Origin of the sequence: Myxococcus sp. CA040A, assembly GCF_013336725.1 — a bacterium.
Classification (GTDB): domain Bacteria; phylum Myxococcota; class Myxococcia; order Myxococcales; family Myxococcaceae; genus Myxococcus; species Myxococcus llanfairpwllgwyngyllgogerychwyrndrobwllllantysiliogogogochensis.
Window position 1 is genome coordinate 1,047,863 of record NZ_JABUMR010000002.1, and the last position, 23,219, is coordinate 1,071,081.

A 23,219-nucleotide genomic window follows, 5' to 3' on the forward strand; every position below is an offset into this window, starting at 1 on the left:
GGGTGTCCTCGCTCACGCCTTCTTCGACGCGCGTGAGAGCGCGTGGAAGTAGACGTCTTCCAGGTCGGGGCTCGCGGGCTCGAAGCCCGCCGGTGCGCTCTCCGCGTGGACGTGCACCAACCGCTGGCCGGCCACGCGTCTTACCGCGATGACCTCCAGCTCCTTCGTCAACGCGTCCAGTTCCTCCTGCTTCGTGACGAAGCGCTTCCACACGCGCCCTTGCAGCGCGTCCACCAGTCGCAGCGGGTGTCCGCTGGCCACGACGTTGCCCTGGGCGAGGATGGCCATGTTCTGGCAGAGGTCCGCCACGTCCGAGACGATGTGCGTGGACAGGAGTACCACGACGTCCGCGCTGATCTCCGCGAGCAGGTTGTGGAAGCGGAAGCGCTCGGCCGGGTCCAGGCCGGCGGTGGGCTCGTCGACGATGAGCAGCTTGGGGTCTCCCAGCAGCGCCTGGGCGATGCCGAAGCGCTGCTTCATGCCGCCGGAGAAGCCGCCGAGCCGTCGGTCCCTGTGCTCCCACAGGTTCGTCTTGGTGAGCAGCGCCTTCACCGCGTCATGGCGCGCGCCGCGCTGAGACAGGCCCTTGAGCTGCGCGAGGTGGTCCAGCATGTCCCAGGCCGTCACCTTGGGATACACGCCGAAGTCCTGGGGCAGGAAACCCAGCACGTCGCGCAGCTTGTCCTTGTCGCGGCGCACGTCGATGCCGTCGAAGGTCATCGTTCCGCCGTCGACGTCCTGCAGCGTGGCGATGCTGCGCATGAGCGTCGACTTTCCGGCACCGTTGGGGCCGAGCAGTCCGAACATGCCGCGCGGAATGGTGAGGGAGACGTCGTGCAACGCCCGCGTTCCATTGGGGTACGTCTTGGACACGCCTTCGAGTCGGAGCTCCATGTCGGGCATCAACCTAGCCCATCCGTTACCATGCGCTCCATGTTCTCGCCGCGTTGGAGTCCCTGCCTCGCGCCCGTCCTCTTGCTGTGCGCGTGTGGAGAGGGGGAGCCGGTGATGTTGGAGGCAGCGGCGGCCGACTGTGGGAGCGCCGAGCCCCTGCGCCTGGAGCGCCTGCCGGTGGGCAGCATGGTGCTCAACTCCTATTTCCTCCAGGAGGAGGCCGCACGCGACGTGCGCCGTGGGCTGCATGAGTCACCCATCGTCGAGGAGGTGTTGGCCAAGGCGGCGGCGCTCGGCGCCGTGGCGCTGCGGACCAATGGCCACAACGAAGCGCCGGAGAAGGTGGGCGACAGCACCATCCAGGTGGGGCCGCTCCAGTACGACGAGGTCGCCCTGCGAGGGTTGGACCGGCTGCTCGCCCGCGCGCGAGTGCATGGCGTCAGGCTGGTGCTCACGCTCGGCAACTACTGGGATGCCTACGGTGGCACTCGCCAGTATGTGACGTGGGCGGGGCTGCCTTCTCCCATTCAGGGCGACCCGCGCTTCTTCACCGACCCCGTCGTCGTGGCGCTCTACAAGGAGCACATCGCGCGGATGTTGGAGCGGGTGAACACGGAGGATGGCATCCGCTATGGCGACCATCCGGCGGTGCTCGCGTGGGAGCTGCTCAACGAGCCGCGCGGCCGGGGCCTGGACGCGGAGGGCGCGCGCATGCGGGCGTGGGTGGATGAGGTGGCGCGCGAGGTGAAGTCCCGCGCGCCAGGCCACCTGGTGGGGACGGGAGAGGAGGGCTTCGAGCCGTCGTCGGAGGGTTACGACGGCGCCTTCTGGGCTCGCGCGGGCACGACGATGCTGCGCACGCCCGGCTCCAGCTTCACGCGCAACACCGCGTCGCCGTACATCGACTTCGCGTCGGTGCACTTCTATCCGGAGTCCTGGGGCCTGGACGACGCGGACATGGCCGAGGCGGGAGCGCGGTGGATTCGCGAGCACGCGGACATCGCCCGGGGGCTGGGCAAGCCACTGTTCGTGGGCGAATTGGGGCTGCGCAACGAAGGGGCCCTGGATTTGTCCCAGCGCCGCGCGCTGTATCGCGGCTGGCTGGAGTGCATGCGCAAATCAGGCGTGGGCGCTGGCGCGCTGTGGATGTTCGCCAACGACGCGCGGCCCGACGCGTGGGACGAACACACGTTCTACTTCCGCGATGGCACGCGGCCGGAGGACCCGGCCAACCGCTATGCCGACCTCGTCGTGGAAGCGGCGGGCGCGGCGAGGCCCTGACACACGAAGGCCCGGTTGGGAGTCGTGCTCCCACCGGGCCAAAGGTGTCACGACAGTGACGGGGACTCAGTACGCGACGTGCACGTGGTCGCCGTGGCCACCGATGGCGCCAATGGGCGTGCCGTTCTTGATGCCGCCCTTCGGGTCATAGAACAGCTCGGTGGGCTTCGTGCCCGCAAGGCGCGTGTAGTACTCGGCCATCTTCGCCGGGCTGCCCGCCACGTCGATGGCGCGGCCCTTGTAGTGGTACGAGCCCGGCGTGTGCTGGCCACCCGTGGTGGAGGTGATGGTGAGCCCCATCTGCCGGGCCAGGTTCGACGCGAAGTCGAGCTTCTGGCGGTTGGTGCCGTTCACCGGGAAATTGCCCGGGACGCCGCCGGGGCCCTTGGTGCCATCCGGCTTGCCGTCCCACATGTCCTGGTTGCGCGAGTTGAAGATGGAGCGGCCCGTGTTGTTGCCCACGACGCCGTCCGCCTTCAGCCCGTGCTGCTTCTGGTAGGCCGTCACCGCCGCCTTCGTCTTCGCGCCGTAGATTCCGTCCGCCGTGCCGGGGTTGTAACCGGCCTTGGCCAGGGTCTTCTGCAGCCGCGTCACATCCGAACCGCGCGTACCGACCTGGAGCATGGAGGGCCTCTTTCTCTCGCCGAAGGCGGAAGGCTTCGTACAAGAGGGTTATCGGTGCCCATGTCCGTGAGTTGCGGCTTAAGTGGGATAAAGCGGGGAATGTCTGTTTTTAGACCCTGCTTGAAAATGTCGCGTCACACCGAAATGAGGCCCTTGCGGATGCCCTCGGTGACGGCCTCGACGCGGTTGGTCACCTCGAGCTTCCGGTAGATGTGCTCCAGGTGGGTGCGGATGGTGGCCTTGCTGAGGCTGAGGAGGCGGGCGGCTTCGCTGTTGGAGACGCCCTTGGCGATGAGCTGGAGGATTTCGCGCTCGCGGTCCGACAGGGGCTTGAGCAGGGGCTCTTCGAGGGAGGGGTTCGCCGCGGCGGGAGTGGGGGCCGCGGGAGGAGGCGACGCGGGCTCGGAAGGGATGGGGGTGGCATCCGGGTCGACGCGGAAGTGACGCAGCAGTCTGCGCGCGAGGTTGGGCTGGATGACGGTGCCGCCCGCGCGGACTTCCTTGATGGCCTCGATGATCTTGTCGACCGGCGAGCCCTTGAGCATGTAACCGGATGCCCCGGCCTTCACGGCCTCGAGGACTTTGTCCTCCTCGTCGAAGATGGTGAAGATGAGGATCTCCATCTTCGGGTAGACGGCCTTGATTTCGCGCGTCACGTCGATGCCGCTCATGCGGGGCAGGCCCAGGTCCAAGAGCAGGACGTCGGGCATGACGCGGGGGACTTCCTCCAGGGCGGCCTCGCCGGACAGCGCGGTGCCGACGATGTCGATCTCCGCGTGGCCCTCGAAGAGGCGCAGCTGGTTCTTGAGGATCTTGGTCTGGTCTTCCACGACGAAGACGCGGATGGGCGGCTGCGCGGGAGTGGAAGGAGGCTGCGGGGCATCCACGGGGGCTCCGGTCATGTCGGGGGGCTGGGGAGGGAGAAGGCCACCTGGGCGCCCGAGCCCGGTGACGAATCCACGATGAGCTGGCCGCCGAGCTTCATGGCGCGCTCGCGCATGTTCAGCAGGCCGTAGTGTCCGCGCGGGGTGCGCTGCGGGTCGAAGCCCTTGCCGTTGTCGTGGACGATGAGGTGCACGTGCTCCTCGGCGTAGTCGAGCTTCACCTGCACGAGCTTCGCCTCGGCGTGTTTCACCGCGTTGGAGAGGCACTCCTGGAGGATGCGGAAGAGGGCGAGCTGCGTGTCGGGGGACAGCTTGCGCTGCGGGCCCGTGCGCTCGAACTGGATGGACAGGCCCGTGCGCTCCTGGAACGTCTTGGCGTAGTCCTCCAGGCCCTGCGACAGCTCGAAGTCCTCGCGCATCATTTGCAGGCTGCGGCGCAGCTCGTCGATGGACTCCTCGGCGGTGGCCTTCAGCTCGCGAATCTCCGAGCGCAGTCCGTCCTCGTTCGCGAGGTTCAGGATGTACTCCGCCTGGATGATCATCGACGAGAGCGAGGCGCCCAGGCCGTCGTGAATCTCGCGCGCCAGCCGGTTGCGCTCCTCCACCACGGCCAGCTCCTTGAGGTCTCCCTGGAGGGCCACGACCTCGCGGTGCGCGGCGGCCTCGCGCTCGTTCAGGTACACGAGCACGTAGACGATGATGAAGTTGAGCGCCAGGTACCAGAGCAGCGTGAGCAGCTCCACCGCCGTCACGGAGCGGTTGAGGAGCAGGTCCAGCCGCGTGGTGATCGGCAGCGCCAGCAGTGGCGGCAGGATGGCGAGCGGCTTGGGGTAGAGGATGGAGAAGAGGGTGGTGAAGAGCAGCTGCGTGGCCAGCAGGGGGCTCTGGAGGCCACCTCCCACCACGGGCTTGGCGATGAGCACCACGAGGATGACCAGGTCCAGGCACAGCGTGGTGTACGTCACCCAGCGGCCGGCCTTCGGGTGGTCGATGACGAGCAGGTTCGCGACGCTGTAGAGCAGCATCGTGAAGTAGCCCAGGAAGGAGAAGGCTCCGGTGAGACCGAAGTAGCCGCTCCAGGTGGGCACCGCCAGGATGAGCAATCCCAGCGTGAGGAACATCATTCGCGCATAGAAGAGGGCGCGGGCCCGGGCGACGAACCGGTCCTGTTCCCAGGACGCGGTGGCCTGCTCCGTGGAGACGCTGTCCGTCAGCTTGCGGCGCAGGAGGACCTCGCGCACTCGCGCGCGGAGGTCATTGGCCGGGGTCTCCTCGCCGAGGGCGAGATTCGAATTCATTGGGTGGCAGCTTACGAGAGCCGCCGGGTGTGCGGGAATCCCTGGGGTGCTTCGCCCACCTCCCCGGCGGGCGGGGAGGCATGCGAGACGGCGTTGTCACCGGGGGGATGAGGGCTGCATGCAGACCTTGCGGGCCTCGGGCTTGTGGTTGAACACGTAGGTCAGCCGGTCCGTGGATTCGCCGGTGCGCTCGTCGAAGAGGGGCGTGCCGCCCGCGTACATGGTGCCCTCGGCGTTGCCGTACTCGTCCAGCTTGTGCTTCTTGAGCCAGCGGTCCACGCAGGACTCGAGCGCGGCCCGGTGGGCCTCGGGGGTGCCGGTCTCCTTGAGGGTGCGCTGGGGAGGCGTGGCCGCGTCGGGCGTGCCGGACGTGAGCGTGCCGGAGTCGGCGGTCGCCTTCTCGGAGCCGGTGGGCGCGGCCTCCTGGAGCGCCTGGCCACTGTCGGCGGGGAACTTCGCCGCTTCGGGCGAGCCCTGGGCGTCAGCCGCCGGCAGCGATGCGTCCGCGGGGCCCTGGGCCTCGCCGGTGTTCTTGTGGCAACCGTGGACGAGCAGCAGGGTGGTGGAAAAGACGAGCACGCAGGTCAGGTTTCTCATATGTCCTGGCTGTGGAAAGGGCGCCTGCGCCCAACTGTTGACAGGTGCGACGCAGGGTCCCGCACGTTATTCGCATCCGCCCTCGCGGAGCAGCAATCGATGCACGGCCCAGAAGAGCACCACCATCCCCGGATTCCCCACGCCTCCCGCATCGAGCGCTCGCGGGTGCTCGTCGTGGGAGCAGGCGGGCTTGGCTGCCCGGCCTCGCTGGCGCTGGCCCAGGCCGGTGTCGGCCACCTGACGCTGGCGGACCCGGACCGGGTCGACATGACGAATCTGCCCCGGCAGCTCTGGCACCGCGCGCAGGACGTGGGGCGCAACAAGGCGGAGTCCGCGGCGGCGGGGCTCATGCGGGCCTTCCCCGCGCTGACGACGGACGTGCTTCCGGAGCGCGTGGACGCGGACAATGTGGAGGGACTGTTCCGCGCGCATGACGCCGTCATTGATGCCACCGATGGCGTGGGGACGAAGTTCTTCCTCTCGGACGTGGCGGTGCTCACGGGCGTCCCGCTCGTCTACGGAGGCGTGCTGCGGATGCAGGGGCAGGCGATGCGGGTGGAGCCCCAGGGGCCCTGTCTGCGCTGCCTCTATGAATCGCCGCCTCCACCAGATTCGGTACCCACGTGCGCGCAGGCGGGAGTGCTCGGCTCGCTCGCGGGGATGGTGGGTTCGGTGCAGGCGCTGCTGGTGCTGGAGTTGCTGGCCGGCGCCGCGCGCCGTGTGCCAGGTGAGGCCACGCTGCACGTGCTGGATGGGAACACGCTGCTGGGACGGCGTACGCGCGTCGAGCGGGCCGAGGACTGTCCAGGCTGCCGCATCACCGCTGTTCCGACGTTCCCCGAGGAGGGCACGGCATGCGCGCGCTGAGGGCGGAGGCGCGGCCATGAGGCCAGCGACGGCGATGTCGGGCCTCCTCGATGTTCTCCAGGTACAGCGCCCTGCTCGTCGGTGCGCGGAGGCACGGCCATGAGCTCGGCGACGGCGATGTCGGGCCTCCTCGATGTTCTCCAGGTACAGCGCTCTGCTCGTCGGTGCGCGGAGACACGGCCATGAGCGAGGTGCCGGCGACGCTGGACATCACTCGCGAGGTCTGCCCGATGACCTACGTGCGCACCAAGCTGCGCCTGGAGGCGCTGGAGTCGGGGGCGTTGCTGGAAGTGTTGCTCCGGGGCACCGAGCCGCTGAAGAACGTTCCCCGCAGCGCGCGCGAGGAGGGGCATGAAGTCGTCTCCCTCGAGTCGCGCGACGATGGAACGCACCGATTGGTGCTCCGCAAGCAGGGAAGGTGAGTGAGCCATGGCGACGATTCGGATTCCCTCGACGATGCGGACGCTGACGCGCAATCAGGCGGAGGTCAGCGCCTCCGGCGCCACCGTGCGCGAGGTGCTGACGGATTTGGACGCGCGCTACCCCGGCATCGGCTCGCGACTGCTGGACGAGCGCGGCGCCGTCCGGCGCTACGTCAACGTCTTCCTCAATGAGGAGGACATCCGCGCCCTGCGCGAATTGGACACACCGGTGAAGGACGCGGATCGGCTCACCCTCATCCCGGCGATGGCGGGAGGGTGACGTCGCATGGCCCTGCGTGAAGATCAGATCCTCCGTTACTCGCGGCAGATCCTCCTGCGCGAGGTGGGCGGTCGAGGCCAGGAAGCGCTCCTGTCCGGCGGCGCGCGCGTGGACGCCACGGGCGCTTCGGGGATGACGGCGGCGGCGTATCTGGCGGGGGGAGGATCACCCGTGGCCGGGGTGGGCTCGCTGACGCTGGGGCCGTGGGCTCCAGGCTTCCTCATGTCGGCGACGGACGTGGGTCAGCCCGTGGCGGTGACGCTGGCCCGCGAGGTGGCGGCGCTCAACCCGGACGCGGCGAATCCGGAGCGTGGCGGCGGACTGCTGGCGGAACTGCCCACGGCGTGGAGCGGGGATGCCCCCTGGGTGGCGCTCTGCGGCGATGGCGCTCGGGCCGGCGTGGTGTTCCGGGGCGCGAAGGGCTGCGTCTGGTGCTTCGGAGAAACGGTGCGGCACCTGGGGCCGCCTCCCGATGGCGCGCTGGGCGTGGCGCTCGGGACGCTGGGCGCCATGGTGTTCCAACGTCTCCAGCTGGTCCTGGAGCCGGCCCTGGGCGGCCGCTGGTTGGTGCCCCCGGGAGGGCTGGAGGAGATGGACGTACGCCAGTGCTCGCGCTGCGCCTCGCGAGCCGAGCCTTCTTCGCCGTGATGCCCTGGTCGGATCCGCGCTGGCCGGAGGCGGTCCGTCGCGAAGTCATCCAGCACCTGGAGTCGTGCTACCCGCTGGAGGGCTGCGGAGTGATCCTCCACGCTCCCGGGGATGGCTCCTGGCGGGTGTGCCCCCTGCGCAACGCGTCCCCGCGCCCGGTACACGCCTATGCCTTCGCCCCCGAGGAGTGGCTGGCGGTGTGCCTCCAGGCGGAAACACGGGGAGAGCAGGTCGTAAGTGTGTTCCACTCCCATGTAGACGGGCCTCCCACTTTTTCGAGCGAGGACCGCTCCCTGGCCGCCCCCGCCGGGCATCCGCTCCTACCGGGAGTTTCCTATCTCATCGCATCCGTACACCGAGGCTGTGTCTCCTGGGTGTCCGAGTACGTGTGGAGGGATGGAGATTTTCAGACGTGACGGGTCTGAAAAGACCATTGCAAGAACGAAAAAGCCCAGTATGCGCAAGCACTTGACCGCCTGTTACCCCTACCTGCGGAAAGGTGCGCCTGAATTGTCAAGTGAGTGGGTTTTCGTCTATAACCACGTCCATCTTCTGGATCTGCGGCGTCCACCGCGGCGTGCAAGAAGCGCTCCGGACGCAGGGAGTTGAAAACCCTTATGGCCTCCAACACTGGATTCACCCTCTGGCTGACCGGCATGTCCGGGACCGGTAAGAGCACCACTGCCGCTTACATCGCGGCGCGGCTCCGTCAGGTCGGCCGCAACGTGGAGATCCTCGACGAGGGGGAGCTCGCCGACGAGCTGTGGGCGGGGTTGGGTGATTCGAAGGATGAGCGCAACACGATCGCCGGTCGTCTCGGCTTCGTGGCGAACGTCCTGACGCGCAATGGTGTCGCCGCCCTGGTGCCCTGCGTGAGCCCCTACAAGGGGAAGCGTGAGGAGAACCGCCGCGCCATCGGTCGCTACGTGGAGGTCTACGTCGACTGCCCCACCGAGAAGCTCATCGAGCGCGACAGCACGGGGCGCTACAAGAAGGCGCTCAACGGGGAGATCCCCAACTTCATCGGCATCACCGAGCCGTACGAGCCGCCCAACTCGCCGGAAGTCACCATCCACTCCGACGTGGAGTCGGTGGAGGACGGCGCCGCGAAGATCTTCCAGTCGCTGCTGGACCTCGGCTACATGACCACCGAGGAGCTGAAGATCATCACCGGCAAGAAGATGAAGGCCAACCCGCTGCCGGCCAAGGGCGAGCGGGCGGAGAAGGCCGAAAAGCCCGAGAAGGGCGGCGGTGCCAAAGCCCGTCGGGCGGAGGAGCCGAAGGTGGCCGCCAAGGTGAAGCCGGCCAAGGCGGACAAGGCGGACAAGGGCGCGAAGTCGCGTCCCGCCACGCGCGCTGCCCGCGTTGCGAAGCCGGCTCCCGCGGGGAAGAAGCCCGCGAAGGGCAAGTCCCGCTGAAGAGGGGGGCCGGACACGGCCCTCGTTCCACTTCAAGTCAAGGGCTCCAGGTTGCCGCGCGATGCGCGTGCAATCCGGGGCCCTTTCGTTTTAGGAGTCCCCCATGCTGAGCCCCGAGCGAATCCAGGCCCTGTGTGAGTCGTCGCGTCCCAAGCTGGAGGCCATGCGCGCCGCGCTGCGCGCCCATGGAAGTGCGCTGGTGGCCTTTTCGGGAGGCGTGGATTCGACCTTCGTCCTGAAGGTGGCCGTGGAGGAGCTGGGCGAGCGTGCCCTGGCGCTCACGGCGCTGTCCGCCTCGGTGGCCCCCGAGGAGGCGCAGGAGGCGCGGGAGCTGGCGGAGAAGATGGGGGCCCGGCACGTCGTCCTGGGCAGCAACGAGCTGGCCAATCCGCAGTACGCGGCCAACCCCACCAACCGCTGCTACTTCTGCAAGACGGAGCTGTACGACATCTGCGAGGTCCAGCGGAAGGAGCTGGGGCTGGCGGTGGTGGTGGACGGCTTCAACGCGGACGACTTCAAGGACCACCGGCCGGGGCACAAGGCGGCGCGTGAGCACGCGGTGCGCTCTCCGCTGGCGGAGGCCGGGCTGACGAAGGAGGAGATTCGCGCCTGGAGCCAGTTCCTGGGGCTGCCCACGTGGGACAAGCCGCAGATGGCGTGCCTGGCGTCGCGGATTCCGTATGGCACGGCGGTGACGCGGGACAGGTTGCTGCAGATCGCCGCGGCCGAGTCGGAGCTGCGCAAGCTGGGCTTCCGGCAGTTCCGCGTGCGCTACCACAGCGACGTGGCGCGCCTGGAAGTGGCCGCCGAGGAGTACGAGCGGTTCCTCGTCGCGGACGTGCGCCAGCGGATCAACACCGCGTTCCTGGCGCTGGGGTTCAAGTTCGTGGCGTTGGACCTGGAGCCGTTCCGCTCCGGCCGCCTGAACGAGGCCGCTGGCGTGACGAAGCCCGCGACCCAGGGGGCCACGGGCTTCGCACTGCCGGTCGTGAGCTGAGGGATTACTTGGGAGACAGTGTGGCGCGCAGGGTGCCCGGGATCCGATCTCCGAAGGGGCGGCCGAGCATCACGAGGCCCTCTACCTGGTAGATGCCTGGGAGGGGGAAGCCCATGGCGTCGGTGTATCCCGGGAAGTTCGCACTCTCGGCCATCGATAGCTCAAGTGCAGCCCCATCGAAGCCCCAGAGGGAAAGGTTCCGCACACGGAGTCCAACGGCGGGGCCCCCTTTAGCGACGATGAAGTTGAGTTCGTGGGCCGACAGCGTCCGTGCGACGCGCTCATTCAGGACGGCGGAGTAGGCCCCTCCGAACTGGACCGATACGGGGCTGGTCGTCACCATCAGATGAGAGCCAAACGAGGAGTCGTTGCCCTGGCGCACCTGGGCGGACTCGAAGCTGATGGCGAACGGCACCGTCTTCCCTGTCAGTTCATAAAGCTCGGAGCTGGGAGGTATCGGCGAGTTCGTGAAGTCCAGGGTGCCCGCGAGCCAGCCACCCGTGTCCACGCTGAAGCCCACGTCCGTGGTGCCCTCGGCGGGCGTCTTGAAGAGGAAGCGCACCGTGCGCGCTTCTCCCTCGGCGACCGTGAAGGACAGGGGGTTGGGGGAGATGAGCGTCGCGGGAATCGACTGACCCGGTGCGCCGACACGCTCGATGTGCCACTCGCCCTGGAGTTGGATGGTGTACCCACCCGCCGGAAGCTGCACGGCCACTGTGTCCGCGGACGTGTCGGTGATGGTGTGGTTCTTCGGCCCGGTGATGTCGAACGTTGCCCCGACCAGACGGAACGTCTGGCCACTCGTCCCCGTGGTGATCAACGGCACCTGGATGACGCCCTCGGACTCGGGCACGTCGTCCAGGCCCGTCCCGGACGACCCGCCGCAGGCCGCGACGAGCAGGGTGAGAAGCAATGCGCTCAGGTTCAACTTCTTCATTTTCATGGTCTCCACTGGAGCGATGAACCGTAGGAGTACGGGGTGATCGCGTCAAACGACGGGGAGTGCCCCGGGATGAGTCCGCGCGTGCCCTGGAGGCTGGTAGAACACGCGGTCGCAAGATGCCTCGCGAGCGCACAGTGACGTCGAGACGGTCCTCGGTGCTGACGAATCCTCAGAGGGTCGTGGCGCTGCTGATCACGGTGCTCTCGCCGAGGGGCGCACTGGCCGCTGAGTACGTGGACTCTCCGTACCGGGACCGCAGTGCCTTCTCGCTGATCCTCGGCCCGGGCGCCTCCTATACGGAGTTGATCGACAGCGGGGATGCCGAGGTGGTGAAGGGGCTGGACGCGCTGCTCGACGTGGGGGCCAGCCTCACGGTGGGTTACGACGGGGACGAGGTCTTCGTGCTGATCCGCGGCAGCCTCCGGGAGCCGGATCTCTCGCTGGTGGGGGGCTTCCGGAGCGTCTTCGGGGACGAGTCCTGGCAGTCCTTCGTGGATCTCGGCGCCGTCGTGCGTCCGTTTTCTGGGCCGTGGGTGGGGCCTCGCGTAGCGTTGGGCCTGCGACACACCTTCTCGGAGCGGTTCGCGGTGTACGGGGGACTCGGGCTCACGCTCGGGTTCGGATCCGGACTGCGCGCCGATGCCGAGGGCTTCACCGGGCTGCAGTGGATCTTCCCGGTAGGCGGATCCGAGTGAAAATCTTGCGATCAAATAGGTCTGTGAGATGGTGTGCGCATCTGTAGGAGGTTGCGCACTTGGACATGAATCCCCGTCTCACTTCGGTGGTCTTCCGGCTGAACCGCGAGAAGCTCGATGCTCTGAAGGAGCTGTCGCGCACCACCCGCATCCGTCAGAGCGAATACCTCCGAGAGGCCATCTCGGATCTGCTGGCGAAGTACGAAGAGCGCCTCGTCGACTGATCAGCGCGAGGATCCGCCGCGTGTCACCCGGGTAGGAAGGGTGGCTCCAGCGGCAGCCCTGGAGGGTGGAGACGCTCCGGGGCGGTGAAGGGATCCACTCCAGGAGGGTAGCGGACCTCCCAGAGCATCAGGCCGTGAGCGGGCGCCTTGAAGCCCTCCATGGCCGCCCCCGTCTCCAGGGCCGCGAGCCACGCCTCTTCTGGCAGCAGCCCCGCCGCCACCTTCAGCGCGCCACCCACCACGTAGCGCACCTGGTAGCGAGCAAAGCCGTCCCCGGTCAGCCTCACCTCGTAAAGGCCACCGCCCCGCTCGTGCAGGGTGGCGGACTCCAGCGTGCGCGGCTTGCGGGGGCTGGACTTCTCATGGAAGGCGATGAAGTCCCTCGTGCCCGCCGCCATGGCGAGCAGCTCCGCCACCCGCTCGGGTGTCACCGTCGCGCCTCGTCCCTGGAGCCCCGCTTCGCCCGCCACGTCGAGCGAGTAGGGCGCCCACTCCGGCGACGGCGCTTCGCCGCCCAGCCACAGTCGATATCGATACTCCTTGCCGCTCGCGCTCCACTGGGCATGGAAGGAGCCGGGCCGGCGCACCAGGCACAACCCGAGCCCCGCGGGCAGGTGCGGGGGCAGTCGCTGGGCGAGCGACTCGGGTGAGTCTCCCGCCTCCAGCCGGACGCTCACCACCTGCATTCGCGCATGGACGCCCCGGTCTGTCCGCCCCGAGGGCATCACCGTCGCGGGCACGCCCACCGAGCGCAGGGCCCCCTCCAGGGCCTCCTGGACGGTGGGGCCTTCCGGCTGGCGCTGGAACCCGCGGAAGTTTCCGCCGCGGTACCAGATCCACAGTGCGACAGGAATCCGCTTGGAGGTCGAAGTAAGCACGGCGTTGCGAGGGCGCGGGGTAACACGGGATAATCGCGCGTGAAATGGCAGCTGGACAAGAACTCGCGGCGGACGTGGATGGGCAGTGGCTCTTCCGACATGGAGACCTGGTCCTTGGACCGGTGAGTGGCTCCCAGATCGTGGAGAAGCTCAAGACGGGCGAGTTGACGCCCGATTCCCCTCTGGCCCTGGCCGGCGAGAGGGACTTCCACCCCATTAAAGATGTGGAGCCCTTCAAGGTGCACGTGGCGCTCTCCGAGGCACGGGTGCGCGTGGACGCGGCCGTCCTGGTGGAGCGGGAGAAGAACCGCAAGCGGGTGATGGTGCTCGGCGGCGTCGCGGGTGCGCTGGCGCTGGTGCTCGGCAGCGCGGGCCTGCTGCTGGCGCGCAACGCCGCGGTGCACGGCTGGTTCGGAGAGGACGAGTTCGAGGGCATCGAGATGGAGGCCCCCGTCATCCGCGTGGCGCAAGCGCGCCAGGACAACGAGGAACTCTTCGATTACCCCACGCAAGGCTCCGCCCGGCCGACCAAACCCGGGGAGACGGGCACGACGAAACCCGCGAACGGCACGGGCAAGCCCACGGCGGTGGCCTCCGCGTCACGCACGGAGGACCGCAAGCCGCCGCGTCCCTCGGGGAGCGTGAACACGGACGCCGAGGGCATGGAGGTGGCGCAGCAGTTCGACCAGTCCGCCATCAACCGCATCGTCGCGGGCAACAAGTCCACGCTCTTCAAGTGCTTCAAGGAGGAGGCCGAGCGCAGTCCCGGGCTGGCCACGAAAATCCCCCTGGAGTTCGTCATCGGCAACGACGGCAAGGTCAACAAGCTGTGGGTGGACAACCCCCAGTTCAAGAAGGGCCCACTCTACGACTGCCTCTTCACGGAGCTGCAGAAGTGGCCGTTCCGGGCCTACGACGGAGAGCGGGCGACGGTGGGCCTGTCGTTCAATATCGGCAAGCGGGGGTAGGGCCACTTTCTTGCCCACCTCGCGGGCATGCCGCATACCGGGGCCATGTCCGCCGCATCCGTTGCCGAGACCGAAATCGCGAAGAAAGCGCTGAGCGTGCCGCCGGGGACGTTCCGTCACACCGTGCTGATGGCCGCCAAGCGCTTCAAGTCCACCTGGGCCGAGCTGGGCAAGTTGCTCGTGACGGTCCGGGACGAGGCGAAGTTCGAGGAGTGGGGCCACCCCACCTTCGAGGCCTACTGCCTCAAGGAACTGCACATCAAGAAGCAGACGGCCCTCAAGCTCACCCGTTCCTTCAGCTTCCTGGCCAAGCACGAGCCCGAGGAGGAGCTGCGGGCTCAGGAGTTCCCTGAAAAGGCTCCGGCCTTCGAGGTCATCGAAGTGCTGGCCGACGCCGAGGAGCGGGGCCAGTTGTCACCCACTGAATACAAATCCCTACGTGACAGCATCTGGAGCCCGGAGAAGTCTCCGACGGAGCTGAAGAAGGAGTTCACCGAGCGCTTCCCCCGTCCGCCGCCCGAGCCGCCGCCCGAGAGCCTCCAGGTGCGAAAGCTGGCGTCGATGGCTCGGAAGCTCGCCAGCGAGCTGGCGGGGTGCCGCAAGATTCCGAACGCTGTTGCCGAGCGGGCAGCCGCCCTGGCGGACGACGTGGAAGAGCTCGCCGCGGGCGTGACGGACGCCTGAGCCACTGTTACTGAACGCTCACCCGTTGCGGAGGCTGTACGCTCCGTAACGGGCCCGCACCGTTGGGCTTCCTGCCCAGGGGGGAGGGCCCTATAGTGGTTATGGGCCCCCATGTAGGTGGGCCCGGCGGCTGTTCGAGACGTGGGCAGGCCGTTTGGGTTGGGGAGCGGTGGACGGCGAAGTGGCTCCGGGGGAACCGGGGTCGGCGAACTCGGAGGCGGCAGTGAAGAAGGAGCACCACGTCAACCTGTCCTGCTCGTTCTGCGGAAAATCGCAGCGCGAGGTCCGCAAACTGATTGCGGGACCTACGGTCTACATCTGCGATGAGTGCATCAAGCTCTGCAACGACATCATCGCGGATGAGAACGAGCGTGAAGAAGGCAAGCCTCAGGTCAGCCTGCCAACGCCTTCGGAAATCAAGGCGTTCCTCGATGAGTACGTCATCGGGCAGGACCAGGCCAAGAAGGTACTCGCCGTAGCGGTGTACAACCACTACAAGCGAATCTACCAGAAGAAGCCTTCGGCTCGACCGCGCCCTGGCGTGAAGAGTCCATCGGGCGAGGAGGTGGAGCTCAGCAAGAGCAACATCCTGCTCATCGGCCCCACGGGCAGCGGCAAGACGCTGCTGGCGCAGTCGCTGGCGCGCTTCCTCAACGTCCCCTTCACCATCGCGGACGCCACCAGCCTCACCGAGGCCGGCTACGTGGGTGAGGACGTGGAGAACATCATCCAGAACCTGCTCCACAACGCCGACTACGACGTGGAGAAGGCGGCGCGCGGCATCGTCTACATCGACGAGATCGACAAGATCGCGCGCAAGGGCGACATGCCCAGCGCGACCCGCGACGTGGGCGGTGAAGGCGTGCAGCAGGCGCTCTTGAAGATCATCGAGGGCACGCGCGCCAATGTCACCCCGAGGGGTGGCAAGAAGTACAACCAGCAGGAGTACGTGCAGGTCGACACGACGAACATCCTGTTCATCTGTGGCGGCGCGTTCCACGGCATCGACGGCGTCATCAAGCGCCGCGTGGGCGAGAAGGGCCTGGGCTTCGGGGCGCGAATCTCGCACCGCGAGGACCGCAGCGTGGGCGAGCTGCTGGCGCTGACGGAGCCGGAAGATTTGATGAAGTTCGGGATGATTCCCGAGTTCATCGGTCGTCTGCCGATGATCGCCACGCTGAATGATTTGAAGGAAGAGGACCTGGTCACCATCCTCGCCCAGCCGAAGAACGCGCTGGTGAAGCAGTACCAGAAGCTCTTCGAGATGGAGAAGGTGAAGCTGACCTTCACGAAGGAGGCGCTGCGCGCCATCGCTCGCGAGGCGATGCGCCGTCACTCCGGAGCGCGTGGCCTGCGCGCCATCCTCGAGGACGCGATGCTGGAGATCATGTACGACGTGCCGTTCCGCGAGGGCGTCAAGGAGTGCAAGATCACCGAGACGGTCATCACCCGTCACGAGGCACCCCAGCTCGTCATGGAGAAGGAGAAGAAGACGGCCTAGCCGCCGCGCTGCTTCTCTGCTGTTCCGGCCCCTCCTTCCCGTGTGGAACGAGGGGCCTTCTCATGTCCGGCGTCAGGCGGTGGAGCCCTTGGGCGCGGGGAGGGTGATGATGAACTCCGCGTACTCGCCGAGGACGCTCTCCACCCGAATCTCGCCCTGATGCTCCTGGACGATGTCGTGGCAGAGCGACAGGCCCAGGCCCGTGCCGGAGCCGGCGGGCTTGGTGGTGAAGAACGGGTCGAACAGCTTCTCGCGAATCTCCAGCGGAATGCCCGGCCCGTTGTCGCGCACGCGCAGCTCCACGCGGTCTCCCTGGCGGCGGGTGGAGACCTGGACGCGAGGGACGAAGCCCCCGTCGGCCTTTCGCTGCTTCTGCACCGTGGCGTAGAAGGCGTTGTCGAGGATGTTGATGAACAGGCGACTGATGTCGCCGGCCACCACCTCCACGGTGCCGACGGTGGCGTCCAGCTCCGTGTCCGTCTCCACGGTGGCCGCACCCTGACGGGCTCGCAGTCCCTGCACGGCCAGGTTGACGCTGTCGCGAATCAACATGTTCAGGTCCGCGCGGCTGCGCGAGCCCTCCGAGCGCCGCGAGTGTCGCAGCATCGTCTTGATGATTCCCGACGCACGTTGGCCGTGGGACTGGATGCGCTTGGAGTTCTGCTTCAAGTCCTCCAGCGTCTCCAGCACGTCCTCCGCCGTCGTGGCGTCGAACTTGTCCGTCATGCCCCGCAGCGTGGAGTCCAGCTCGGCGGCCAGCTTCGCGGACAGCTCCGAGAAGTTGTTCACGAAGTTGAGCGGGTTCTGCAGCTCGTGGGCGATGCCCGCGGTGAGTGAGCCCAGGGACGCCAGCTTCTCCTGTGCCACCAACTGCCGCTGCATCTCCTGGATGCGGCTGAGCGTGCCCGCCAGCTCCACGTTCTTGCTCTGGAGCTCCGCGGTGCGCTCATCCACGCGCCGCTCCAGCGTGTGGCTGTACTCCTCCAGGCTCGCGTACAGGCCCGCGTTCTCCAGGGAGATGGCGCCCTGGAAGGACAAGAGGCGCAGCACCTCCAGGCGCTCGGGGGTGAAGGCGCCTCGCGTCGCGTCGTTCTCCAGGTAGAGCACCCCCGTGAGCGAGCCCTGCTTCAGTAGCGGGCTGCACAGCACGGACTTCGGACGCGCGCTGCGGACGTACGGGTCCTCGGAGAAGGGCTCCTCCGCCGTCGCGTCATCCAGGAGCACCGTCTCCCCGGTGCGCACGACGTAGTGGACGATGGAGGCCGGCAGCGCCGTGGACGACTCCACCGGAACGGCCTGCCCTTGCAGCACGCGGGCTCCATCCACGGAGCCCTCCGCTTCGATGAAGAGGCCCGCGGGCTTCTTGAGGATGAGGAAGCCGCGCCGCGCGCCCGCGTTCTCGATGAGCAGCGTCATCAATTTGCGCAGCAGCTTGTCCAACACGATTTCGCCGGACAGCGCGCGCGCCGTCTTGAGCACCGACTCCAGGTCCAGCGCGGCCAGCGGAGTGCCACCGGACTCCTCGGTCCGAGGGAACTCTGGAGCCGAAGACGTCAGCAGGCGCGGATGCTCTCGCTCCATTCGCGAGACGAGGGCCCGAGCACCCCAGCGCAGATACGCGCTCCGTGCCTCTTCCAGATACGAACGGGCCACTCGCTCGCGACCCACGGACAGGTGGAAGTGCGCGGCCCGCTCGCAGGCCACGCCCTCGTCGAGCGACAACCCGTGCTCCCGGGCCAGCCGGATGGCCCGGTCATAGCCATCCGCTGCTTCGTCGGCGCGCCCGTCCACGCGTGCGCGCTCCGCGTCGAGCAGCTCCGCGCGCGCGCCGTAGTTCATCGGGGCGATGCGGGCCCAACCCCGCATCTGCTTGCGGAGGGTGTCGATGGCGCGCGAGGAGCGGATTCGCTCCAGCGGTCCCTTCGTGGGATGGAGCTGGAGGAGCGCCAGGCCCTGGAAGAACTTGTACCAGGGCAGGTACATCTGCCCCGCGATGAGCTCCACGCGCGCGTCCACCGCCGCCGCGCTCTCCAGCGCTCCGCTCGCATCACCCCACAACCAGCGCCGCATGGTGCGCATGACGTCGCAGGTGGCGATGCCGTTGGCATAACCGAGCTGGTGATACGGGGCGACGATGTCCTGCTCCCGGGCCTCCACGTCCCCGGTGAAGGCCCCCGTGAGCACGTCGAGCGTGTGCCGCGTGTACTGGAGGAAGGGCACGTTCTGGTGCCGGTGCGAGGCGAGGGCATCGATGAAGCGGTCGACGCGCGGGCCATGCTCTCCCAGTCCATCCCGTGCGATGAGCGACACGGCGCAGCCCGCGCTCGAGTTGTACGCGAAGTACTCGATGTCGCCTGTCTCCTGGCCCTTGCTCGCCCCGGCGAAGAAGTCGTCGATGCACGGCGACAGCGGCTCCTTCCAGTGCCGGATGAAGAGGTTGAAGACGAAGTGGACCATCGACCGCAGGCTCTCCGCGCCGAAGCGGTCCAACGTCTTCAATGCCAGCCGGCCGTAGCGGTATCCTTCCTCGGGATTGCCCAGGTGGACGCTGAGCATCAGGCCATAGCCCACGTAGCCGAAGGCCGCCGTGCCCGTCGCTCCATGACGGATGGAAATCTGGAGGTTGCGCAACACGACGAGCGGGAAGAGCAGCGGCCGGGCCATGAACGCGGCCGTGGCCAGCTTCATCATCACCCGCAGCGTGGCGAGCAGCAGCGGGTCCGTCAGCTCCGGAAGCGACTCCAGGTCCTCGGGCTTGCGCAGCCCCAGGTACATCTTCGTCTTCGCCACGGCGGCCAGGACATGCGCCTGTTTGGGCTTCGCCGGCAGGTGCTGCCCCAACGTCCCGAGGACCTTCAGCCCCAGGTCCACCGCGCGCTCGTGCTCACCCCGGTGCGAGTGACACTGGAGTCGCACCAGATGCACCCGCACCTGTTCGAGCCGGTCCACCGCGTGGGCCAGCGCCGTGCTGGCCAGCCGCTCCATCTGCTCGAAGTCCGCAGCGAGGTACGCCGCCTCGGCCGCTTCGACGTGCAGGTCGAACGCGAGCACGCGGTTCCACTTCCAGCCCTCGTCTCCGAGGAGCTGTCGACCTGTCGTCAGGAGCCGCAGCGCCGCGGCCCACGCACCGCGTGACTTGGCGCCGCGCCCCGCGCGCAGGTCCAGCTCCGCCACGCGGTTGCGCTCTTCCGCGTCCTTCAAGACGGGCAGGGCGAGGTGGAAGTGGCTGACGATGTCGGCGAGCTGCTCGTCCATCAGCTCGGGAGGGGTATGCCGCAGCAGCAGCCGGCCGATGCGCGCATGCACCTCCGGATGCTCGCTGACGGGCGTCAGCTCCAGGGCTGCCTGCTGGACGCGGTCGTGCGCGAACTGGAAGCTGTCGCTGCTCTCGGTATCGGCGAGCCGTTCGCCCACCGGTGCCACCAGCCCCGCCTGGAGCACTTCGTCCAGGGCCTCTTCCGCCTGCTCCGGCGAGCGCTCCAGAACGACGGCGAGGTTGCGCAGCGTGAAGGTATGGCCGAGTGCCGCCGCCACGGGCAACAGGGCCTGAGCACCCGGGCTCAGCTCTCGAATTCGCGCCGTGAGCAGCGCCACCACGCCGTCGCTGAAGTCCTGTCCGCGCAGCGCTCCACCATCCCACCGGAACCCGCCGCCCTCAGCGTCGAAGCGCACGAGCCCGCGCTCGTAGAAGGCGCGCAGGAGCTGCACCGCGAAGAATGGATTGCCCTCCGTCAACGAGAGCACCACCGCGTCCAGTTGCGTGTCCGGCTGACCCGCCGCCGCGGGGAAGACATCGGCCACGAGGCGGGTGAGCTGTGCGGGTGTCAGCGGCTCCAGGTCGATGCGCTGCACGGGCGTGCCCGCATCGCGCAGGGCCTGCGTGAGTCCCTCCACCGGATGCTCGGGCCCCAGCTCCTCGGAGCGACAGGCCGCGACGACGAGCAGGTGATTGAGTCCCCGGTCCGACAGGAGCAGGCGCAGCAACTGGAGGCTCGCGCTGTCCGCCCATTGAAGGTCGTCGAGCACGATGACGAGCGGATGCTCCTTCGTGGCGAGCACCCCCACCAGCTTGCGCAACACGAGCTGGAATCGGAGCTCCGACTCCGCGGGGCCCAGCTCGGGGACAGGAGGCTGCTCGCCCAGCACCAGCGCCAGGCGCGGCACCGCGTCCACCACCAGCCGCCCCATGCCACCCAACGCCTCCAGCAAGCGCGCGCGCCAATCCTCCAGTCGCTCCTCGCCAAGCAGGCTGCGGGCCACCTCGCGGAAGGCCTCGAAGACGCCGCTGTAGGGCGTGTCCCGAAGGAGCTGGTCGTACTTGCCCCGCACGAACAGGCCATGTCTCGCCGACACGGGACGCTTGAGCGTGCCGGTGAGCGCGGACTTGCCCATGCCGGCCGCACCCGTGAGCAGCACGAAGCCGGAGCGACCCGACGCCGCGCGATCAAAGGCGGCCTTCAGCTCGGCCTGTTGTGTCTCGCGCCCATAGAGCTTTTCGGGCACGGCGAAGCGTTCGGGCACGTCCTTCGTGCCCAACTCGAAGTCGGGCACCGCGCCGGTGGTCTCCTCCAGCGCGTCGAGGCAGCGCTGGAGGTCGGCGACCAGTCCGTACGCGCTCTGGTATCGGTCCTCGGGTGACTTGGCGAGCAGCTTGAGGATGAGGGCCGAGAGGGGGCGAGGCAGCTCCGGCACGAGCTCCTGTGGTGCCGGCGGGGGGAGCGCAACGTGCGCGTGGATGAGCCCCAGGGCATCGGTGTCCGCGAAGGGCCGACGGCCGGTGAACAGCTCGAACAGCATGACACCCAGCGAGTAGAAGTCGCTGCGCGAGTCCACGCTGCGGTGGGTGCGGCCCGTGCCCTCGGGCGACAGGTATTCGAGCGTGCCCTCCAAGCGCTCCGGGGCGACAGGCGCCACTTCGGCCCGCGCGCGGCGCGTGGCCAGGGTGAGTCCCGTCAGCTTCACGGACGAGCCGTCCGCGCTCAGCAGCACGGAGGCGGGTTGCAGGTCCCGGTGCAGGATGCCGGCGGCGTGGAGCTGGCCCACGGCGCGAGCGAGGGCGACGGCGATCCTGCACCCGGCACGGACCTCCATGCGGCCCGCGGCGAGTCGCTGGGCGAGGGTCGTCTCTCCAAAACCCTCAAGCACGAGCACGGACATGCCAGGGCGGGATTCTTCGAGGGAAAGAGGGTGGAGGACGCCGTCGAGGCGGAGGGTGTGGGTGAGCTCGAATTCGTGACGAAGACGATTGGTGAGGGACGGGGGCCGAGTGGGCTCCGCGACCTTCAGGGTGACCCGGGCACCATCTTCCGCGCGCGTGGCGCGAAGGAGCTGGAAGGAGCCGGAGGAGGAGAGCGCTCTGTCGCTGCGGTAGCCAGGAACCTCAATCATTGCTCAACCCGTGCGCGCAGGGGCGCGGCACCCCCCTTGGATGGGGGAGGCTAGCTGTGCACCCCCAGGCTCGCAACAGCGCCCGGTCGCTTCGCGAGGAGGGTTGCCTGCTCGCCGGAGTGGAGCGCGCGGCCCGGGTGTGCCATGGAACCTCCACGGTGATGAGACCTTCGGCCAGGGTGGAACTCGACACGCGGCGAGACGGCAGGCGCGTTCTCGTCATCGGAAGTGGTTTTGGAGGGCTGGCGGCCGCGGTCCGATTGGCCGCGCGAGGCTGGCGAGTCACCGTCCTGGAGCGGAGGGATGGACCTGGTGGTCGGGCCCATGCCTTCCAGCAGGACGGGTTCACCTTCGATGCCGGCCCTACTGTCATCACCTGTCCGCACCTGCTCGAGGAGCTGTGGGCCCTGGCGGGACGGAAGCTGGCGGACCACGTGGAGCTCAAGCCGGTGACGCCGCTGTACCGCATGCGCTTTCCGGACGGCGTCACGTTCGACTACCACACGGACAAGGAGGCGATGCTGGAGTCCGTGCGACGCATCTCGCCTGGAGACGAGGCGGGCTACCTGTCGCTCAGTGCTCGTGTCGAGCGGATGTACGAAGCGGGCATCGGCCCGCTGATGAGTGCGCCGGTGCCGCACGTGCTCAGCCTCGCGCCGTTCACTCCGGCATTGGTGCGCGATGAAGCCTTCCGGAGCATGTATGGGCTGGTGTCGCGTCACGTGAAGGACGAGCGACTGCGGCAGGCGCTGAGCTTCCATCCGCTCCTCATCGGTGGCAGTCCCTTCTCGCCCGCGAGCGCGGTGTACACGTCCATCCAGTTCGTGGAGCGGCGCTGGGGTGCGTTCTTTCCGGTGGGAGGAACGGGGGCGTTGGTGCGGGGAATGGTGTCCTTGCTGGAGTCGCTGGGGGGCGAGGTTCGCTACGGCAGCGAGGTGTCGGAGATCACGGTGGAGGGGCGCAAGGCCACGGGGGTTCGGCTCGGGGATGGTTCATGGCTTCCCGCCGAGGCCGTGGTGTCCAATGCGGACGCGGCGTGGACGTATCGCTATCTGCTGCCCAGGCACGTGCGCAGTCACTGGACGGACACACGAATCCAGCAGGCGCGGTACTCGATGAGCGTGTTCCTCTGGTACTTCGGAACGCGGCGTCGGTATCCAGAGGTCGCGCACCACACGCTGCTGTTCGGACGCGACTTCAAGGGCATGTTCTCCGGACTGGCCGGGCCGGGGCTGCCTTCCGAGGACCCGCTGCTGTACCTCCATCGCCCCACGGCGACGGACGTGGGGCTGGCTCCTCCGGACCACGATGCGTTCTACGTGTTGGCGCCGGTGCCGCACCTGGGAGACGGCTCGAGCTGGAAGGCGAGGGCGGAGATTTTCCGTCGCAAGCTGGCGGCCCGGCTTTCGCGCACGGTGTTGCCGGGACTGGAGCAGGAGTTGGTGACGTCGAGGGTCTTCACGCCGGAGGACTTCCGGGATGACCTGCGCTCGTTCCGGGGCGCGGCGTTCAGCTTCGCGCCCACGCTGATGCAGACCACGTTCCTCCGAGCCCAGGCCAAGAGCGAGGACGTGGACCGGCTCTACCTCGTGGGTGCGGGGACGCATCCGGGGGCGGGACTGCCCGCGGTGTTGTGCTCCGCGAAGATCGTCGACACGGTCATGGCGGAGGCCTGAGCCCGCATCGCCGCATGGAGGCGTGAGCCTCGTGCTGACGAGGCGGCGGAGC

At 68.0% G+C, this 23,219-nt stretch carries 22 protein-coding genes; 14 read left to right on the plus strand and 8 right to left on the minus strand.

All coding sequences use genetic code 11. The features are described 5' to 3' along the window. Positions 1 to 12 precede the first annotated feature (12 nt). Positions 13 to 894 (minus strand): ABC transporter ATP-binding protein, encoded by an 882-nt coding sequence (locus HUA75_RS10990; protein ID WP_141645627.1) that lies wholly within the window; start codon positions 892 to 894, stop codon positions 13 to 15. 114 nt (positions 895 to 1,008) lie between these two features. Here HUA75_RS10990 and HUA75_RS10995 point away from each other — a divergent pair, with 114 nt between their 5' ends. Further along, positions 1,009 to 2,175 carry a cellulase family glycosylhydrolase gene (locus HUA75_RS10995; protein WP_254627491.1) on the plus strand — a complete coding sequence of 389 codons (1,167 nt, stop codon included), beginning with the start codon at positions 1,009 to 1,011 and terminating at the stop codon, positions 2,173 to 2,175. A gap of 66 nt (positions 2,176 to 2,241) precedes the next feature. Here the strand turns inward: HUA75_RS10995 and HUA75_RS11000 are convergent, their stop codons facing one another. The 4 genes from HUA75_RS11000 to HUA75_RS11015 form a co-directional block, all read right to left on the minus strand. Continuing rightward, positions 2,242 to 2,799: a peptidoglycan-binding protein gene (locus tag HUA75_RS11000; protein ID WP_141645629.1), complete on the minus strand. Its 558-nt coding sequence runs from the start codon at positions 2,797 to 2,799 to the stop codon at positions 2,242 to 2,244. A gap of 134 nt (positions 2,800 to 2,933) precedes the next feature. Further along, positions 2,934 to 3,701: a response regulator transcription factor gene (locus HUA75_RS11005; protein ID WP_174486333.1), complete on the minus strand. Its 768-nt coding sequence runs from the start codon at positions 3,699 to 3,701 to the stop codon at positions 2,934 to 2,936. Then, positions 3,698 to 4,981: a sensor histidine kinase gene (locus HUA75_RS11010; RefSeq protein ID WP_174456627.1), complete on the minus strand. Its 1,284-nt coding sequence runs from the start codon at positions 4,979 to 4,981 to the stop codon at positions 3,698 to 3,700. The genes HUA75_RS11005 and HUA75_RS11010 overlap by 4 nt, the downstream gene beginning before the upstream one ends. Positions 4,982 to 5,077: 96 nt before the next feature. Beyond that, a complete protein-coding gene (locus tag HUA75_RS11015) occupies positions 5,078 to 5,578 on the minus strand; it encodes a hypothetical protein (protein WP_174486334.1) in 501 nt (166 codons plus the stop codon). A 99-nt stretch (positions 5,579 to 5,677) separates the two neighbouring features. Between HUA75_RS11015 and HUA75_RS11020 the strand changes: the two genes are divergently transcribed. From HUA75_RS11020 to larE, 7 genes are all read left to right on the plus strand, one after another. After that, on the plus strand, positions 5,678 to 6,445 hold the full coding sequence (locus HUA75_RS11020; protein ID WP_174486335.1) for a HesA/MoeB/ThiF family protein: 768 nt from the start codon (positions 5,678 to 5,680) through the stop codon (positions 6,443 to 6,445). A 182-nt stretch (positions 6,446 to 6,627) separates the two neighbouring features. After that, positions 6,628 to 6,867 (plus strand): sulfurtransferase TusA family protein, encoded by a 240-nt coding sequence (locus HUA75_RS11025; protein ID WP_174486336.1) that lies wholly within the window; start codon positions 6,628 to 6,630, stop codon positions 6,865 to 6,867. A 7-nt stretch (positions 6,868 to 6,874) separates the two neighbouring features. Then, positions 6,875 to 7,147 (plus strand): MoaD/ThiS family protein, encoded by a 273-nt coding sequence (locus tag HUA75_RS11030; RefSeq protein ID WP_174456623.1) that lies wholly within the window; start codon positions 6,875 to 6,877, stop codon positions 7,145 to 7,147. A 6-nt stretch (positions 7,148 to 7,153) separates the two neighbouring features. After that, entirely contained in the window at positions 7,154 to 7,795 is a 642-nt protein-coding gene (locus HUA75_RS11035) for a ThiF family adenylyltransferase (RefSeq protein ID WP_174486337.1), read from the plus strand. Continuing rightward, entirely contained in the window at positions 7,753 to 8,211 is a 459-nt protein-coding gene (locus HUA75_RS11040; RefSeq protein ID WP_371746089.1) for a Mov34/MPN/PAD-1 family protein, read from the plus strand. The genes HUA75_RS11035 and HUA75_RS11040 overlap by 43 nt, the downstream gene beginning before the upstream one ends. Before the next feature lie 201 nt (positions 8,212 to 8,412). Then, positions 8,413 to 9,213 (plus strand): adenylyl-sulfate kinase, encoded by an 801-nt coding sequence (cysC, locus tag HUA75_RS11045; protein WP_141644792.1) that lies wholly within the window; start codon positions 8,413 to 8,415, stop codon positions 9,211 to 9,213. Positions 9,214 to 9,316: 103 nt separating this feature from the next. Continuing rightward, positions 9,317 to 10,210, plus strand: a complete 894-nt coding sequence (gene larE / locus HUA75_RS11050; protein ID WP_141644791.1) for an ATP-dependent sacrificial sulfur transferase LarE — start codon at positions 9,317 to 9,319, stop codon at positions 10,208 to 10,210. Positions 10,211 to 10,214: 4 nt separating this feature from the next. On the opposite strand, the gene HUA75_RS11055 is transcribed toward larE, so the two are convergent. Beyond that, the gene (locus HUA75_RS11055) at positions 10,215 to 11,147 is read right to left on the minus strand and encodes a hypothetical protein (RefSeq protein WP_174477066.1); all 933 of its coding nucleotides are present in this window, start codon (positions 11,145 to 11,147) and stop codon (positions 10,215 to 10,217) included. A gap of 185 nt (positions 11,148 to 11,332) precedes the next feature. Here HUA75_RS11055 and HUA75_RS11060 point away from each other — a divergent pair, with 185 nt between their 5' ends. Both HUA75_RS11060 and HUA75_RS11065 read left to right on the plus strand, forming a co-directional pair. Continuing rightward, complete coding sequence (locus tag HUA75_RS11060) at positions 11,333 to 11,848, plus strand: hypothetical protein (RefSeq protein WP_371746090.1); 516 nt, start codon at positions 11,333 to 11,335, stop codon at positions 11,846 to 11,848. Between the two features lie 59 nt (positions 11,849 to 11,907). Then, on the plus strand, positions 11,908 to 12,072 hold the full coding sequence (locus tag HUA75_RS11065; RefSeq protein WP_141644788.1) for a ribbon-helix-helix domain-containing protein: 165 nt from the start codon (positions 11,908 to 11,910) through the stop codon (positions 12,070 to 12,072). A gap of 23 nt (positions 12,073 to 12,095) precedes the next feature. Here the strand turns inward: HUA75_RS11065 and HUA75_RS11070 are convergent, their stop codons facing one another. Continuing rightward, complete coding sequence (locus HUA75_RS11070; RefSeq protein ID WP_174456617.1) at positions 12,096 to 12,950, minus strand: tRNA pseudouridine(38-40) synthase TruA; 855 nt, start codon at positions 12,948 to 12,950, stop codon at positions 12,096 to 12,098. A gap of 44 nt (positions 12,951 to 12,994) precedes the next feature. Here HUA75_RS11070 and HUA75_RS11075 point away from each other — a divergent pair, with 44 nt between their 5' ends. From HUA75_RS11075 to clpX, 3 genes are all read left to right on the plus strand, one after another. Next, positions 12,995 to 13,918 carry an AgmX/PglI C-terminal domain-containing protein gene (locus HUA75_RS11075; RefSeq protein WP_174456616.1) on the plus strand — a complete coding sequence of 308 codons (924 nt, stop codon included), beginning with the start codon at positions 12,995 to 12,997 and terminating at the stop codon, positions 13,916 to 13,918. Positions 13,919 to 13,945: 27 nt separating this feature from the next. Beyond that, positions 13,946 to 14,602 (plus strand): hypothetical protein, encoded by a 657-nt coding sequence (locus tag HUA75_RS11080; protein ID WP_141644785.1) that lies wholly within the window; start codon positions 13,946 to 13,948, stop codon positions 14,600 to 14,602. A 223-nt stretch (positions 14,603 to 14,825) separates the two neighbouring features. Next, positions 14,826 to 16,103, plus strand: a complete 1,278-nt coding sequence (gene clpX / locus HUA75_RS11085) for an ATP-dependent Clp protease ATP-binding subunit ClpX (protein ID WP_141644784.1) — start codon at positions 14,826 to 14,828, stop codon at positions 16,101 to 16,103. A gap of 72 nt (positions 16,104 to 16,175) precedes the next feature. Here clpX and HUA75_RS11090 read toward each other — a convergent pair whose 3' ends face one another. After that, a complete protein-coding gene (locus HUA75_RS11090) occupies positions 16,176 to 21,491 on the minus strand; it encodes a trifunctional serine/threonine-protein kinase/ATP-binding protein/sensor histidine kinase (RefSeq protein ID WP_174486340.1) in 5,316 nt (1,771 codons plus the stop codon). 56 nt (positions 21,492 to 21,547) lie between these two features. Between HUA75_RS11090 and crtI the strand changes: the two genes are divergently transcribed. Further along, the gene (crtI, locus tag HUA75_RS11095; protein ID WP_371746091.1) at positions 21,548 to 23,167 is read left to right on the plus strand and encodes a phytoene desaturase family protein; all 1,620 of its coding nucleotides are present in this window, start codon (positions 21,548 to 21,550) and stop codon (positions 23,165 to 23,167) included. Positions 23,168 to 23,219: the final 52 nt, after the last annotated feature.